This is a genomic window from Catellatospora sp. NPDC049609 (genome assembly GCF_040675365.1).
In the GTDB taxonomy this organism is placed as follows: Bacteria; Actinomycetota; Actinomycetes; order Mycobacteriales; family Micromonosporaceae; genus Catellatospora.
This window is the reverse complement of the sequence record NZ_JBFAOU010000200.1, coordinates 1-13,595: the sequence shown is the minus strand read 5'-3', so window position 1 is coordinate 13,595 and position 13,595 is coordinate 1. Positions and strand designations below refer to the sequence as shown.

Here is a 13,595-nt window from a genome sequence, read left to right as displayed (position 1 = left end):
CCGCAGCAGCCACGCCTCGGCGGCGGCGCGGGCCGGCGGCGGGCCGAGCAGCGCCGCCGCGGCCGCGGCCGCCAGCAGCATCATCCCGATGAGGTAGACCGGGCCCACCGGCACCGACCACACCGTGTTGACCAGTGAGGGGATGCGGAGGATGTAACCTTCCTGCGGCGCGTCACCCGGCACGGTGCCGATGGTCTGCCACTCGGTGAACAGCGAGGCGACCGCGGCCGTGCCGCCGATCGCGGCGAGGGCCGGGCTCAGCCGGCGGTCGGTCACGACCGTGTGCCACCGCGACCCGCTGCGTCGTGCCGCGGGTGCGGGCGCGGGGCCGAACTCCACCACGTCCGGTTCGGAGGACATGGCCGCATCATGCCATGCGCATGCGAAGAGCAGGCCCCCTCCGCGAGGAGGGAACCTGCTCTCCGGTGGTGCGATCAGCCGTTGAGCAGGCCGCCCAGCAGGCCGCCGCCCTGCTGCTGGTTGCCGGCGGTGCCGCCCGCGATGCCCGCCGGGGGCTCCTCGGACGGCTGGACCACGACGAAGCCCTGGCCCTGGAAGCTCATCGTGAAGGCCTCACCGGTGCTGCGGCCCAGCAGCGTGCCGATGCCGAGCTGCTCGGCGCGGTGGTAGCCGGTCTGCAGGCTGGCCGACCAGCAGATCGCGGCCTGCGGGTCGGCGTAGGTGGGCTGGTCCACCGTCAGCACCACGGGCGTGCCCTTGGTGGTGATGGCGATGCGGCCCTGGCCCGAGAAGACGCAGTTGAACAGGCCGGCCGCGGAGAACATGCCCATGCCCTGGACCATCTTGATGTCGTAGTTCAGGGTCGACTCGAAGGCCAGCACGTTCGTGCCGTTGACGCTCAGGTGGTCGCCCGGGCCCAGGTCGATCAGGTGCACGTCGGAGGCCCGGTCGGCGAGGAACACGTCACCCCGGCCGGACAGCTTCATCAGCGGCACGCCCTCACCGGTGAGCTTGCTCTTGAGCCACTTGGCCGCGCCACCCGAGCCGAGCGCCTGGAACTGCACCTGCCCCTGGTAGGCAACCATCGCGCCGGTGCGTGCCATGACCTCGCCGTTGAGCTCGATCTTCAGCATCTTCGAGTTCTGCAGCGTCAGACCGGGAGTGGCGGACTCCTTCTCCAGGTTCTCGGCAGCGAAGAGTGCGCTCTGCATGTAGTCATCCTCCAGTAAACGGGGGTGGAGAAACGCTCCGAGCGTAGATGACCTGCACAAGAAACAACGTCGCGTTGGTGACTCAACCGCGAACGTCAGGGTGAAGATCGGGGGCATCCCGGGGGTGCGCCCGCGCTCATCCCCAGCCGAGATCGTGCAGGCGGTCGTCGTCGATGCCGAAGTGGTGGGCGATCTCGTGCACCACGGTGACCGCGACCTCCTCGACGACGTCCTCATCGGTGTCGCATATGCGCAGGATCGGGTTGCGGTAGATGGTGATCCGGTCCGGCAGCACCCCGGCGTAGTCCCAGCCGCGCGCGGTGAGCGCGTACCCCTCGTAGAGGCCGAGCAGCTCGGGCTCACCGGACGGCGACTCGTCCTCCACCAGGATGACGACGTTGCGCATGAGGTCGAGCAGCTCCTGCGGGACCTCGTCGAGGGCGTCGGCGACCAGCTCCTCGAACCGCTCCCGGCTCATCTCCACCGGCATGGGTCAGGACAGCTCGCCGCGGCGCAACCGGCCGACCCAGGCGGCCGCGTCGGTGTAGTCCGGGTCGGACAGCCCGGCGGGCGGCGGCACCGGCTGCTCCGGCGGCCCGCCGGGCAGGCCCGCCCGGGGGTACGAGCCGAGGAAGCGCACCGCCGCGCAGATCCGGCGCAGGCCCTGCAGCGCCTCGCCGACCCGGGCCTCGGCGACGTGCCCGGTGCAGTCGAGGAAGAAGACGTACCGGCCGAGGCGCTCGCCGGTGGGCCGCGACTCGATGCGGGTGAGGTTGACCCCGCGCACGGCCAGCTCGGTCAGCACGGCGAGCAGCGCGCCCACCCGGTCGTGCGAGATCCACACGGCGAGTGAGGTGACGTCGTTGCCGGTCGGCTCGGGCGGCGGCCCGGGGCGCGACAGCAGCACGAACCGGGTCGCGGCGTCCGGGTGGTCGGAGATCTTGTCGGCGAGCTGGTACAGCCCGAAGCGCTGGATGGCGATGGGGGCGCAGATCGCGGCGTCGTACTCCCCGGCCGACACCCCCGCCGCGGCGGCGCCGTTGGAGAGCACGTCGACCACGATCGCGTCCGGCGCGTACGCCCGCAGCCAGGCGCGGCACTGGGTGGACGCCTGCGGGTGCGCGGCGATCGAGCGCACCCGGTCCAGCGTCGTGCCGCCGCGCGCGGCCAGCACGAACTCCACCGGGATCACCACCTCGCGGGTGATCACCAGCGGTTCGCCGTCGACCAGCTCGTCGAAGGTCACCCCGACCGCGCCGCCGATCGAGTTCTCCCACGGCACCAGCGCCGCGTCGGCGTCGCCGTGGCGCACGGCCTCCAGCGCCTCGGGCACGCTGCGCGCCGGGGTGCGGATGCCCCGCTCGGCGGCCGGGATGGTGAGCAGCGCCTGCTCGGCGAAGGTGCTCTCGGGGCCGAGGTAGACGAAGCGGGTGGGCGGGACTCCAGGCATGGAAATCAGCCTAGCTCCACCGCCGGCGCCCGCTCCGCTCGCGCGGCATCCGGCCTCGCTCACCCGCCGGTCGCTCGTCCGGTGCGCGGACTCCGCTTCCGGCGGGTGCGATCGGCTGCGCCGGTCCCCTAGCAGGCGGCCGCGATGCGGATGCCGGGCGGGGCGAAGTGGCGGACCTCGATCGTGCAGATGTCGGTGCCCGCGGTGACCACCTGGAGGGCGGTCGGGGCGCCCTTGGTGACGATCTGCAGCGGCTCGCGGTCCGTGATCGAGACGATGGTGTACTGCCAGGTCCCGGCGCACATGGGTTGCTGCACCACGGTGACGTTGCCGGTCCCGGGCAGGATCGAGGTCTTCTTGCGCACTGCGGCGATGACCTGGTCGGCGCTGGGCTGGCCGAGGCAGGCGGTCGCGACCGCCTCGTTGAAGGGGGCGCGCCCGGACGGCGGGGCGGACAGGGTGGGCAGGGTGAAGCTCGGCGGCAGGCTGGCCGGGACGGGTGAGACGGACGGCTGCGGGACGACGCCGCCGGGCGTGGGCTGCAACTCCGGCGGGACTCCGCATCCGCTGAGCAGCGCGGCACCCGCCAGGCACACGGCGGCCAGTGCCGCCGGGTAGGACGGTCGCATCGGACGGAGGGGCATGGGGAACGAGGTTAGCTCGCCCGCGCTGCCACCGCCGGTCACACCGCCGCGAAGAAGCTCAGCGAGCCGACGACCTGACCGCTCTGCCACAGCGGGGTGGCGACCGCGTCAAGCGTCCGGCTGCTGCCGCCCTCCGCGGCGCGGACGCGCAGCAGCCCGCGGGCGGGGCGCTTGGAGGTGAGCGCGAGCAGCGGGGGGATCTGCTCGCGCTCTGCTTCGCCGAGCTCGTTGCCGGCGGCGGTGAAGTCGATCAGACACAGGACGTCGAGGACGTGGCTGCCGGTCAGCTCGCTCGCCGACTGCAGCGCGAGCAGCCTGGTCCACGCCGTGGAGGCGGCGATGATGACTCCGTCGGCGTCGATGACCACACACGACTCCTCAGCCGTGGTAACCGGGGCGGACCAGCTGTGCAGCGGGTCGACGGCGATCGGCTCCAGCGGGGAGAGGGAGAGCTCGATGTGGGTCATCGCTGCTCACGTTACCCGCGTGCAGTGCCCTTGTCACCGGGGGCGGCGCCCTCCGGATGCCAGGTGTAACCGGACGTACCAGGGTACGGCCGGTTGACCCAGATCGCGGGGTTGCGGGCCACCATCGAAAGTTTTTCGGCGGTGGCTCCGGACAGCCGCCGGCCGGTCGAGTCGAGCACCTTGTCGAGCTCCCGGTACGACGTGACGATGCACTCCTTGGGCAGGCCGTTGACGCTGATCGGTCCACTGCCGACGAACGCCAGCACCGCGAAGACCTTGATGTCCTGGCCGATGGCCGCGGAGATCGCCTTGGACACGCGCTTGGCGTCGCGCCGGGCCTGCGAGATGTACGGCGGGCGCCGGCCGCTGATCTGCACCACGTCGCCCGCGATCAGCACCCGGCTGCGCCCGTGCTGCGCGATCGAGATGCTGAACAGGCCGCCGGGGCCGATGGCGAGGAACCCGGCGCCGGGCTGCTGCGGCCTGCCGCCCGGGGCGGTCGTCTGGCCGGTGATCAGAGCGTTGGGCCACTCGATGACGTGCCAGTCCCGGCCGAGACGGTGCACCGCGCGGTCCTCGGCGGCGGACATGCGGCGCAGGCCGCGCTCGGCGCGGCGGCGGCGGGCCCAGTCCGCGGGGGAGGCGGAGGGCGGGGCGGTGTCTGGTCCTGACGGCACCGGCAGGCTGGGGGAGCGTCCGAAAGTCGGGCGCAGGAAGGGCGCGCGCTCGGGGTAGACGGTCATGGGGTGCCTCCGGGGTGGAACGACACGCATTGAGTTAGGTGGCACTTACCGTACGTGACCGTCTGTCGATGTGTCAGGGGACAAAATCGGACATGTGCGCGAATGAATCGATGAATGTCCGATTCAACTTCATTCCCCAAGTGTTCACGCGGGAGATCTACCGCGATGAGGAGGCGTGATTCTCACGCCCCCTCATCCGTACGTGAAGCCGCCGGTCAGCGCAGGGTGAGCTGACGTCCGAGCAGGCCCTGGCGGGCGCGGCGCTGCTCCGGCGTGAGCGGTTCGTCGGCCGCCTTCGCCGCGGCGTACCGGGCGGCGACCGCGGCCAGCGACTCCTCCCAGGCGGCGGCCTCGGCCGCCTCGGGCAGGTCCCACACCGGCACCAGCAGGCCGTGCGCGCGGAACATGCCCGCGAACTTCGTCTCCTCCGTCAGCTTCAGCTCGCCCGCGGCGGACAGCCGGGAAAGGGCGTTCAGCGCGACGTCCTCGCTGTCCGGCAGCACCCACCGCACGTGCGACTTCTCCGGCACCCGGCACCAGTACGCCGACTCGGCCGACGACATCCGCACCGTCGGGTAGACCGAGGCGTTGGCCGCCTCCAGCGACGCGCTGACCTCGGCGTCGCGCTCCTGATCGGGGTCGAGCCAGAAGTCGAAGCCGTCATGCACGGTGACCTCCAGCGGCGCGTCCACCAGGATCTCGCCCAGGCGCGGGCCCTCGCCCGGCAGCGGGGGCACGTTCACCGGCGCGCCGGGCTCGCCCTCCAGCGCCGACAGCAGCGCCACCGCGAGGTCGCGGTTGACGTCGCCGGAGCGCTCGTGCCGCTGCAGCCCGAGCAGCACGCGGCCGTCCGGCTTGGTCAGCGCGGGCCAGGCCATCGGCAGGATGGTGGCCAGCGTGATGACGCGGTCGCCGTACTTCTCCGCGTACTCGGGGGACAGCTTCAGCGGCGCGGTCGCCGCGGGCACCAGCTCGCGCAGGGCCACGAACTCCGTCTCGGCGGCCAGGCCGTCGAACGGCCGGGCCACGAAGACATCGCGGACCTTCGGCTGCTTCGGCTGCTTCTTGTCGAGCCGGTTCTTCTTGCTCACGACAACTCCTCGCTTCGCCCGCAGCGGCCACCCGGAGGCACGCCGGCCTCGCCGGGCGCGCGCTGCGCTCGGTGACGCGGGTCAGCTTAGTTCCGCCCAGACGCTCTGCCCGAGACCGTCCCGCTCGACACCCCAGCGGACGGCGAGCGCGTCGACGATGGTGAGGCCGCGGCCGTCCGGGTCCTCGGCGCCGGCGGCGCGCGGCCGGGGCAGCCCGTTGGCGCCGCCGTCGGTCACCCGCACCTCGATGACGTGCCGGGAGTCGACCGTACGCAGCCGCCAGGCCAGCCGGACCACCCCGCCGGGCAGCGGCTCGGCGTGCCGCACCGCGTTGCCGATCAGCTCGGCGGCGACGGAGACCACGTCGGACAGGAGGGTGGCGTCGACGGCGTCCGCGAGGGCGGCGGCGAGCCGGTGCCGCGCCTGCTGTGCGCCACGGGCATGGTGGGGCACCACCACGCACCAGGCCCGCTCAGCGACAGCCATCGACACGATCATGCCTCCCCGGATGCGGGTGCATCCCTCTTCACGTCACCTCGCGGCAGGCGTACCTCTGCGACCGTACCTCCCCCATCCCGGGGACGTAAGGACACCCAACCGTTTTGTCGCTCAATAGTCTTTCGGACGAGATAAAGACCCAGACCGGCACCACCGTACCGCCGTCCGTCGCCGCTGTCCGCCTGCCAGAACCGGTCGAACACCCGGTGCACCTGCTCAGGAGCGATCCCGATCCCCCGATCGAGTACCTGGAACAGCACCGTGCGCCGGTCGTTGCCGGCGGTGAGCACGACCGGCTCGTCGCGCCCCGAGTACTTGTCGGCGTTGGTGGCCAGCTCGGTCAGCACGTTCGGGATGGTGGTGCGGTCGCCGTAGGCCAGCGGCATCCGCTCGGGCAGCTCCAGCCGGATCCTGCGGCGCAGGTCGGCGGGCAGGTTCGCGGCCGCCTGCCGCAGCGACTCCACCAGGTCGAACGGGCCGAGCGACAGGGTGCCCGCGGCGCTGTCGGTGCTCGCCGCCAGCAGCCGGTCGACCAGGCGGGCCAGCTCGTCGCTGCGCTGGCCGATCACCCGGGCCGCGTCCCGCCGTGCCTTCTCATCGAGCTGGCTCCAGTGGTCGCGCAGCGTGTCGGCGTACCCCTTGATCACGGTGACCGGGGTGCGCAGCTCGTGGCTGGTCACCGCGATGAACAGCTCGCGGTCGGCCAGCTCGCCCGCGTTGCCCAGGCTCTGCACCGGCAGGCCCGCCCGCTCGGCGTACAGGCGCCCCACGGTCGCGCCCAGCAGGGCCATGACGGCCAGCTCGTCGGGGTCGGCGGGGCGGTCCTCGGCGACGAACGCGCCGAGCAGCGCCACCGGGGCGCCGTTGACGTCGATGCGGTGCAGCAGGATCCAGCGGCTGCCGAGGGAGGCCATCTGGTCGGAGGACTCGTCGTCGATCGCGCCCAGCTCGATGCGGTAGGTCGGCGGGCCGGGGCGGCAGGCGGCGGCCACCACGTACGGCTGCACGGGGCGGCCGAGCGACCAGTCGGCGGTCCCGGTGGCCGCGATGACCCGCCCGGAGCCGGACTCGTTCAGCTCGGCGATGGCCATCCCCGGCGCGCCCAGCGCGTACTGGCCCAGGTGCAGCAGCCGGTCCAGGGCGGGCAGCCCGCCGCGCGCCGTCACCGGGTCGCTGAACAGCGCGGCGATACCCAGCGTCAGCTCGCGGTAGGCCACCTCCACACGCAGGATCCTGCCTGCCGGAGGCAATCCGCGCCAGGCTTTGTGGCCGGTCGGTGATGATTCAACGACCCAGGTGGGTGAGCACCTCAGCCGGACGGTCCGTGATGATGCCGTCGACACCGAGCTTCACCACCAGGTCGACGTCGTCGGTGGAGTTCACCGTCCAGACGTACACCTGCTGGCCGCCGGCCTTGAGGCGGCGCACCAGATCGGGCCGGCGGCGCACCAGCTCCAGGCCCGGTCCGGCGATCCGGGTGCCGAACGGCAGCCGCCGCACCCGCAGGCCTGGCGGCAGCAGGTCCATCAGCTGCACCGTGGGCAGCGCGGGCAGCAGCTCGCGGGAGCGGCGCACGGCCAGCGGCGAGAACGACATCACCGTCACCCGCACCGCCGACGACGGCTGGGCCGAGCTCAGGCCGTGCCGGTTGAGCAGCGCGCGCAGCCGGTACTCCACCGCCTTGCCGTACCGGTTGGGGTGCTTGGTCTCGATCAGCATGCGCACCGGGCGGCCCGCCTGGCGCGCGGTGTCGAGCAGCTCGTCCAGCGTCAGCACGCCGGCCGGCGCGCCGCCCGGATGCCAGGACCCGAAGTCGAAGGCCCGCAGCTGCGCCAGGGTGTACGCCGCGACCGGCCCGCGCGCGTCGCTGACCCGGTCGACGCGCCGGTCGTGCATGCAGACCAGGTGACCGTCGCGGGTGAGCCGGACGTCGCACTCGATCCCGTCGGCGCCCTCCCGCAGCGCGCGGGCGTACGCCTCCAGCGTGTGCTCGGGGAGCGCGGCGGAGGAGCCGCGATGGGCGAAGACCAGCGGCGACGGCTCGGGGGTGCGGACCATGACTAGATGATCTGCGGCTGCCGGCCCTCGTCGGCGACGACCGGACGGCCGGCCGCGGCCCAGCCCGTCATGCCGCCGTCGACATTGGTGACGTTGTCCCAGCCCTGCTGGCGCAGGTAGGCCACGACCTGGCCGGAGCGGCCGCCCACCCGGCACACCACGTACACCTCGCGGTCCTGCGGGACCTCGGCCATGCGGACCGGGATCTGCATCATGGGCAGGTGGACGGCGTCGGGGGCGTGGCCCGCGGCCCACTCGTCGTCCTCGCGGACGTCGAGCAGGTAGGCGCCGGCGGGCACCTCGGCGACGGTGGCGGTGGGGATCTGCGCAGCGAACACGCCTGCAAGTGTAGAGGTCAGATCGCGTTGACCCACTCCGGATGCGCCCGCACCCAGGAGGCCAGGTCGGCGTCGCGCAGCGCCTGGAACAGGCTGTCGGCCGCCGGTTCGAGCAGGACGTACGACACGCCGCCGATGTTCTGCGGGCGCGAGGGCACCCGGACCCCGGTGAGCGACTCGGGCCGGATGTTGCGCAGCGCGACGACCAGGTCGGTCAGCGTCGCCTCGCCGGTGTCCACGGTCAGCGACCGCCCGATGCCGCGGATGAACTGGTCCAGCTTGATCGGGTTGCGGGTGACCCCGCTCTCCAGCGCCTTGGTCAGGATCGCCTTCAGCAGCTGCTGCTGGTGGCGCTGCCGGTCGTAGTCCCCGTCGGGCAGCCCGTAGCGCTGCCGGGAGTAGTCCAGCGCCTCGGCCCCGTTCATCACCCGGCAGCCGACGGGGAACAGGCGCTTGGTGTGGATCGACCGGATCTCGGTGTCGACGCACATGGTGACCCCGCCGAGCGAGTCGATGACCTGCTTGAACCCGCCGAAGTCGACCACGGCGGCGCCGTCGAACCGCATGCCGGTCAGCCCGGTCAGCGTCGCCGACAGCAGCTGCACGCCGCCGCTGCCGCCCCCGCCGAGCTGGAACGCCGCGTTGATGCGCTGCTGCCGGGTCCCGCCCAGCGGCGCCCCCGGCTGCGGGAGTTCTACCCGCAGGTCGCGGGGTATGGAGATCACGTACGCGTGCTGGAGGTCCCGGTCGACCTGCACGACGAGGATGCTGTCCGAGCGCTGCCCGGCGTCCGGGTTGGCGGCCCGCAGGTCGGATCCGATGAGCAGGTAGTTGAGCGGGCCGGACAGGCGCCGCCAGCCCACGTGGTCGGTCAGGTCGCGCGCGCTCGGGTCGAGCAGCACGTCGCGGCCGACGCTGGACTCGTACCGGTCGACCAGGGCGCGGCCGCCGACCAGCGCTCCCCCGGCGAGCAGCACCAGGCCGACGATGACGGCGGCGACGATGCGGTGCCAGTGCCGGCCGCGCCGGGGCGCGGGCGCCCCCGGGCGGACCGCTCGGATCAGGCGCTGTGCCTCCGGCCAGCCGAGTCCCGAGCGGGGCGGGGAGTCGCGGTGGGCGGTTGCCGTGGGCGACGGCCAGCCGAGGCCGCCGGCCCTGGTCCGCCCCCTGCGCGCTCCGCCTCTGCCGGGGCGCCATGCGGTGCTGCCCACGCCGCCTCCCGGAGTGAGAGATCCTCACTTTCAGGGTATGGAGCACCCACCCCGGGAACCCGCGAATCGGAAACTACTTCTCTTTGTTGACCACTTGTGGGTTGAGTAGCACGAAGTTGCCCAGTTTGTCTTGTTGGGCGGCGCGGAACATGTCCTCGGAGGTCTTGTTCAGCCGCTCGCCCAGGTAGTCGCTGCCGTTGTAGACGCTCTCGAAGGAGCCGGCGTTGGTCTTGAGCAGCACCAGGTCGGCCGAGGCCACGTCCTTCAGCGCGAAGAGGAAGTCGGTCACGCTCATCCCGCTGGGCTTGCTGATCAGCAGCGACTTGCCGACGGCGTCGATCAGCTGCTGGACCTTGCCGAAGTCGGTGAGCACCCCGGCCGAGCCGGCCTTCTTGGCCATCGCCTTGATCAGCTGCTGCTGGTGGCGCTGGCGGCCGTAGTCGCCGTCCGTGAGGGAGTAGCGGATGCGCGAGTAGTCCAGGGCCTCCCAGCCCGGCATCTCGCGGCAGCCCTTCTTGTGCTTGTACGGCTTGAGGTTGCGCCGCTTCGCCTCATCCTCGTTGACGTAGGTCACCTTGCCGTCGACGTAGTAGTGGTGCAGGGAGTCGGCGTCGCCGTCCACGCAGATGTTGACCGTGCCGAGCGCGTCGATGATGGTCCGGAACCCGGCGAAGTCGATGACCGCGGCGGCCTTGAACTGGATCTTCGTCAGCTTGGTGATCGTCTTCGCGGCGAGTTCCAGGCCGCCGGAGCGCCCGGCGCCGTTCTGCGCGCCGTGGTAGAAGGCGGCGTTGATCAGGTCTTCCCTGTTGCCCGAGTACTTCGACTTCTTGAACTCGGGGATCTCCACCAGCAGGTCCCGCGGCAGCGACATCAGGTATGCCTGGTCGTGCGCCGCGGACACGTGCATGATCATGATCGTGTCGGACCGGGCGTTGTTCGGATCCTGGTTGGTGCGCGTGTCGATGCCGAGCAGCAGGATGTTGAACGCGCCGTCGAGCGCCGCTCCGCCCGCCGGGGCGGCGGTCGCGGCGGGATCCTCCTCGAGGATGCCCGGCTCCGCGACCTGGATGCTGCCCTCCAGGTCGCCGATGACCGAGCGCATCGCGATCAGCGCACCGCCTGACACCATCATCAGCAGCGCGCCGAAGGTCAGCAGGAGCGTCGCCCAGACGGGCGCCCCGCGCCTGCGCTTCTTCTTGCGCGTCCCGGTGCCGTCCGCGCGCCGGGACCGCTGGCGCGGCACCGCGCCCTGTTGCTCGCTTCTGTCCAGCGTCGAGCGCTTCGCCACGTGACTCCCCAGGTCCGAGCGCGGTAAGGCCGCGGGTGCGGTGGTGCGGTGCTACTTCTCCCTGTTGACGAACTGCGGGTTGAGCAGTGTGAACGCGCCGAGCTGGTCGTTCTTGGTGGCCCGGAACATGTCCATCGTGCCCTCGCTGAGCTGCTCGCCGCCGGACCCGGTGCTGTTGAACCAGCCGGCGTTCGTCTTCAGCAGGACCAGGTCGGCACTGGCCAGGTCCTTGAGCGTGAACAGGAAGTCGATGAGCGGGGTGCCGTGGGTGTCGAGGATCATGGACTCGCCGACGGCCTTCAGCACATCATTGATCTTGCCGACGTCGGTGAGCACGCCGCTGGAGCCGGCCTTCTTGGCCATCGCCTTGATCAGCTGCTGCTGGTGGCGCTGGCGGCCGTAGTCGCCGTCGTCGAGCGACTTGCGGATGCGCGAGTAGTCCAGGGCCTCCCAGCCCGGCATCTCGCGGCAGCCCTTCTTGTGCTTGTACGCCTTGAGCCCGCGGCGCGCGGCCTCGTCCTCGTTGACGTACGTGACCTTGCCGTCGACGTAGTAGTGGTGCAGCGACTCGGTCTCCGCCTCGACGCAGATGTTGATCGTGCCCAGCGCGTCGATGACCTTCTTGAAGCCGCCGAAGTCGATCACCGCGGCGCCGTTGAAGTTGATGCCGGTCAGGTTGGTGACGGTCTTCGCGGTGAGGCTCAGGCCGCCGCCCCAGCCGCCGCCGTTCTGCGCGCCGTGGAAGAAGGCCGCGTTGATCCGGTCCTTGCCGCCGTTGTACTTGCTCTTGGTGTTGCGCGGGATGTCGACCATCGTGTCGCGCGGGATCGACATCAGGTACGCCTGGTCGTGCGTGGCCGGGATGTGCAGCAGGATGACCGTGTCGGCGCGGGCGTTGTTCTTCTCCTGCGTCGCGCGCACGTCGATGCCCAGCAGCAGCATGTTGATCGGGCCGGTGAGGTCGTTGCCCTTCGGGCCGCTGTTCGCCTCGCCGTCGTCCAGGACGTTGACCACCTGCACCTGGTCCTCGACGTTGCCGACGACGGACTGGATGCCGACGATCGCGCCGCCGGCGACCATCATCAGCAGCGCGCCGAAGGTCAGGGTCAGCTTCGCCCAGAGCGGGGACTTCTCCCGCTTGCCCGCCGACTTCTTCCTGCCCTTGCCCTTGCTCTTGCCGTTGCCCTTCTTCAGGGAGTGGCCGGCCTTGCGGGGGGCGGGCTCGTCGTAGGCGTCGTACTCGTCACCGTAGGGGTCGGCGGCAGGCCGACGGCTCCGCTGGCTGGGCACGGTGTTCTTGGCACCGCCTCGCCGCGACTTGTTCGCCACGCTTACCCCCGGGGGTCTGAGTCAGTCGTAGACCGAGCCACTGTAATGGCTCGGTCTACGTACCCGCGAGGCTGCATAGACCAGATCGGATGCAATTGACCCGATTTGAGAGATATCTTCGCCGCTAATTATTCGCTTTGGGTGATGGCGGAGGGCTGACGTTGACCTCGTACCACTGCTTCATGGCGTCCTTGTTGACCGCCTCGTAGAGGGCGACGGCCTTCTCCCGGTCGGAGACCACGACGCTCTCCCCGTTGACCATCTGGCTGCCCAGGTGCGGGTTGGTCAGGAAGGTCAGGTTCTCGCTGCGGATGCCCTTGAACTGGAGCGCCATGTCGACCAGGCTGAAGTCCTGGTCGACGGTGACCGCGCCGGTGATCGCCTCCAGGAAGCCGTGCAGCTTGCCGGGGTTGGTCAGGGTGCCGCCGCTGGCGGCCTTGTCCAGCATCGCCTTGAGTAGCTGCTGCTGGTGACGCATGCGGGCGAAGTCGCCGTCCGGGAACTGCTTGCGCTGGCGGGCGTAGTCCAGCGCCTCCTCCCCGCTGAGGTGCATGGTGCCCTTGGTGAAGGTGCGCTTCGGCTTGTGGATCGAGGTGATCGTCTTCTCGATCTTCATGTCGACGCCGCCGAGGGCGTCGACCACCTCCTTGAAGCCGCCGAAGTCGATGAGCGCGACGTGGTCCATCCGCACCGACGAGTAGCACTCGATCGTCTTCACCAGCAGCGGGAGGCCGCCGAAGGCGTACGCGGCGTTCAGCTTCGCCTTGCGGGTGCCGCAGTCGGTCGCCGACGCCTCCTTCGGGATGTACACGTGCAGGTCGCGCGGCAGCGAGATCAGGTACGCCCGGTCCTGCGTGGACGGGATGTGCATGATGATCATGGTGTCGGTGCGCCACTCGCCGCCCTGGTCGGTGGGCGCGTCCGGGTCCCGCGAGTCGCTGCCGACCAGCAGGATGTTCATCGCGCCGGAGACCGTCTTGGGCGGCCGGCCGCCGGTCAGCGCCGAGAACGGGTCGTTGCGGTTGAGGTTGCCCTCGACGATCTTGGCGTAGATCCAGCCGCCGCCCAGGCCGAGGCCCGCGCACAGGGCCAGCGCGATGACCGCGACCAGCCCGATCCGGCCCCACTTGGGCTGGATCTTGCGCTTCGGCGTGCCGTACGTGCTGCCGGCGCCGCCGACCGGCACCCGCGCCGAGCCGCCCCGCCCGCCGCGGCGCCCGTTCCGTCACACTGACCCCGCACCCCGGCGGACAACGCCGGGTCGCTGCGGTAGCCGACCTGACCGACCGCCCCGGTTTCAGGC

General features: G+C 71.2%; 15 protein-coding genes and 1 pseudogene. All 16 read right to left on the bottom strand.

Features of this window, described 5'->3' with window-relative positions; all coding sequences use genetic code 11:
* Positions 1-360 (bottom strand): annotated as a pseudogene (locus tag AB0J67_RS34280) (hypothetical protein); the annotation flags it as partial.
* 74 nt (positions 361-434) lie between these two features.
* The gene (locus AB0J67_RS34275) at positions 435-1,172 is read right to left on the bottom strand and encodes an AIM24 family protein (protein WP_363488741.1); all 738 of its coding nucleotides are present in this window, start codon (positions 1,170-1,172) and stop codon (positions 435-437) included.
* A 136-nt stretch (positions 1,173-1,308) separates the two neighbouring features.
* Positions 1,309-1,656, bottom strand: coding sequence for a metallopeptidase family protein (locus AB0J67_RS34270; RefSeq protein ID WP_363488745.1), 348 nt, complete (start codon positions 1,654-1,656; stop codon positions 1,309-1,311).
* Between the two features lie 9 nt (positions 1,657-1,665).
* Positions 1,666-2,622, bottom strand: a complete 957-nt coding sequence (pheA, locus tag AB0J67_RS34265) for a prephenate dehydratase (protein WP_363488739.1) — start codon at positions 2,620-2,622, stop codon at positions 1,666-1,668.
* 128 nt (positions 2,623-2,750) lie between these two features.
* The gene (locus AB0J67_RS34260) at positions 2,751-3,266 is read right to left on the bottom strand and encodes a hypothetical protein (RefSeq protein ID WP_363488737.1); all 516 of its coding nucleotides are present in this window, start codon (positions 3,264-3,266) and stop codon (positions 2,751-2,753) included.
* A 38-nt stretch (positions 3,267-3,304) separates the two neighbouring features.
* The gene (locus tag AB0J67_RS34255) at positions 3,305-3,733 is read right to left on the bottom strand and encodes a PAS domain-containing protein (protein ID WP_363488735.1); all 429 of its coding nucleotides are present in this window, start codon (positions 3,731-3,733) and stop codon (positions 3,305-3,307) included.
* Positions 3,734-3,744: 11 nt separating this feature from the next.
* The gene (locus AB0J67_RS34250; protein ID WP_363488733.1) at positions 3,745-4,476 is read right to left on the bottom strand and encodes an NERD domain-containing protein; all 732 of its coding nucleotides are present in this window, start codon (positions 4,474-4,476) and stop codon (positions 3,745-3,747) included.
* A gap of 215 nt (positions 4,477-4,691) precedes the next feature.
* On the bottom strand, positions 4,692-5,567 hold the full coding sequence (locus AB0J67_RS34245; protein WP_363488731.1) for a DUF5926 family protein: 876 nt from the start codon (positions 5,565-5,567) through the stop codon (positions 4,692-4,694).
* A gap of 81 nt (positions 5,568-5,648) precedes the next feature.
* Complete coding sequence (locus AB0J67_RS34240) at positions 5,649-6,065, bottom strand: ATP-binding protein (protein ID WP_363488729.1); 417 nt, start codon at positions 6,063-6,065, stop codon at positions 5,649-5,651.
* Entirely contained in the window at positions 6,062-7,288 is a 1,227-nt protein-coding gene (locus tag AB0J67_RS34235; RefSeq protein ID WP_363488728.1) for a HAMP domain-containing sensor histidine kinase, read from the bottom strand. Before AB0J67_RS34235 ends, AB0J67_RS34240 begins: the two co-directional genes overlap by 4 nt.
* A 61-nt stretch (positions 7,289-7,349) precedes the next feature.
* Positions 7,350-8,123, bottom strand: coding sequence for a glycerophosphodiester phosphodiesterase (locus AB0J67_RS34230; RefSeq protein ID WP_363488726.1), 774 nt, complete (start codon positions 8,121-8,123; stop codon positions 7,350-7,352).
* A gap of 2 nt (positions 8,124-8,125) precedes the next feature.
* The gene (locus AB0J67_RS34225; RefSeq protein ID WP_363488724.1) at positions 8,126-8,461 is read right to left on the bottom strand and encodes a rhodanese-like domain-containing protein; all 336 of its coding nucleotides are present in this window, start codon (positions 8,459-8,461) and stop codon (positions 8,126-8,128) included.
* A gap of 17 nt (positions 8,462-8,478) precedes the next feature.
* Positions 8,479-9,438, bottom strand: a complete 960-nt coding sequence (locus tag AB0J67_RS34220) for an LCP family protein (RefSeq protein ID WP_363488743.1) — start codon at positions 9,436-9,438, stop codon at positions 8,479-8,481.
* A gap of 307 nt (positions 9,439-9,745) precedes the next feature.
* Positions 9,746-10,963 (bottom strand): LCP family protein, encoded by a 1,218-nt coding sequence (locus tag AB0J67_RS34215; RefSeq protein ID WP_363488722.1) that lies wholly within the window; start codon positions 10,961-10,963, stop codon positions 9,746-9,748.
* Between the two features lie 51 nt (positions 10,964-11,014).
* The gene (locus tag AB0J67_RS34210; RefSeq protein ID WP_363488720.1) at positions 11,015-12,292 is read right to left on the bottom strand and encodes an LCP family protein; all 1,278 of its coding nucleotides are present in this window, start codon (positions 12,290-12,292) and stop codon (positions 11,015-11,017) included.
* 124 nt (positions 12,293-12,416) lie between these two features.
* Positions 12,417-13,478: an LCP family protein gene (locus tag AB0J67_RS34205; protein ID WP_363488718.1), complete on the bottom strand. Its 1,062-nt coding sequence runs from the start codon at positions 13,476-13,478 to the stop codon at positions 12,417-12,419.
* Between the last annotated feature and the right edge of the window lie 117 nt (positions 13,479-13,595).

What these genes read in the sequence shown, in the direction of transcription:
- AB0J67_RS34250 (WP_363488733.1), bottom strand. Translation starts at nt 4,476, where the DNA reads ATGACCGTCTACCCCGAGCGCGCGCCCTTCCTGCGCCCGACTTTCGGA.
- AB0J67_RS34275 (WP_363488741.1), bottom strand. Translation starts at nt 1,172, where the DNA reads ATGCAGAGCGCACTCTTCGCTGCCGAGAACCTGGAGAAGGAGTCCGCC.
- AB0J67_RS34230 (WP_363488726.1), bottom strand. Translation starts at nt 8,123, where the DNA reads ATGGTCCGCACCCCCGAGCCGTCGCCGCTGGTCTTCGCCCATCGCGGC.
- AB0J67_RS34255 (WP_363488735.1), bottom strand. Translation starts at nt 3,733, where the DNA reads ATGACCCACATCGAGCTCTCCCTCTCCCCGCTGGAGCCGATCGCCGTC.
- pheA (WP_363488739.1), bottom strand. Translation starts at nt 2,622, where the DNA reads ATGCCTGGAGTCCCGCCCACCCGCTTCGTCTACCTCGGCCCCGAGAGC.
- AB0J67_RS34240 (WP_363488729.1), bottom strand. Translation starts at nt 6,065, where the DNA reads ATGATCGTGTCGATGGCTGTCGCTGAGCGGGCCTGGTGCGTGGTGGTG.
- AB0J67_RS34260 (WP_363488737.1), bottom strand. Translation starts at nt 3,266, where the DNA reads ATGCCCCTCCGTCCGATGCGACCGTCCTACCCGGCGGCACTGGCCGCC.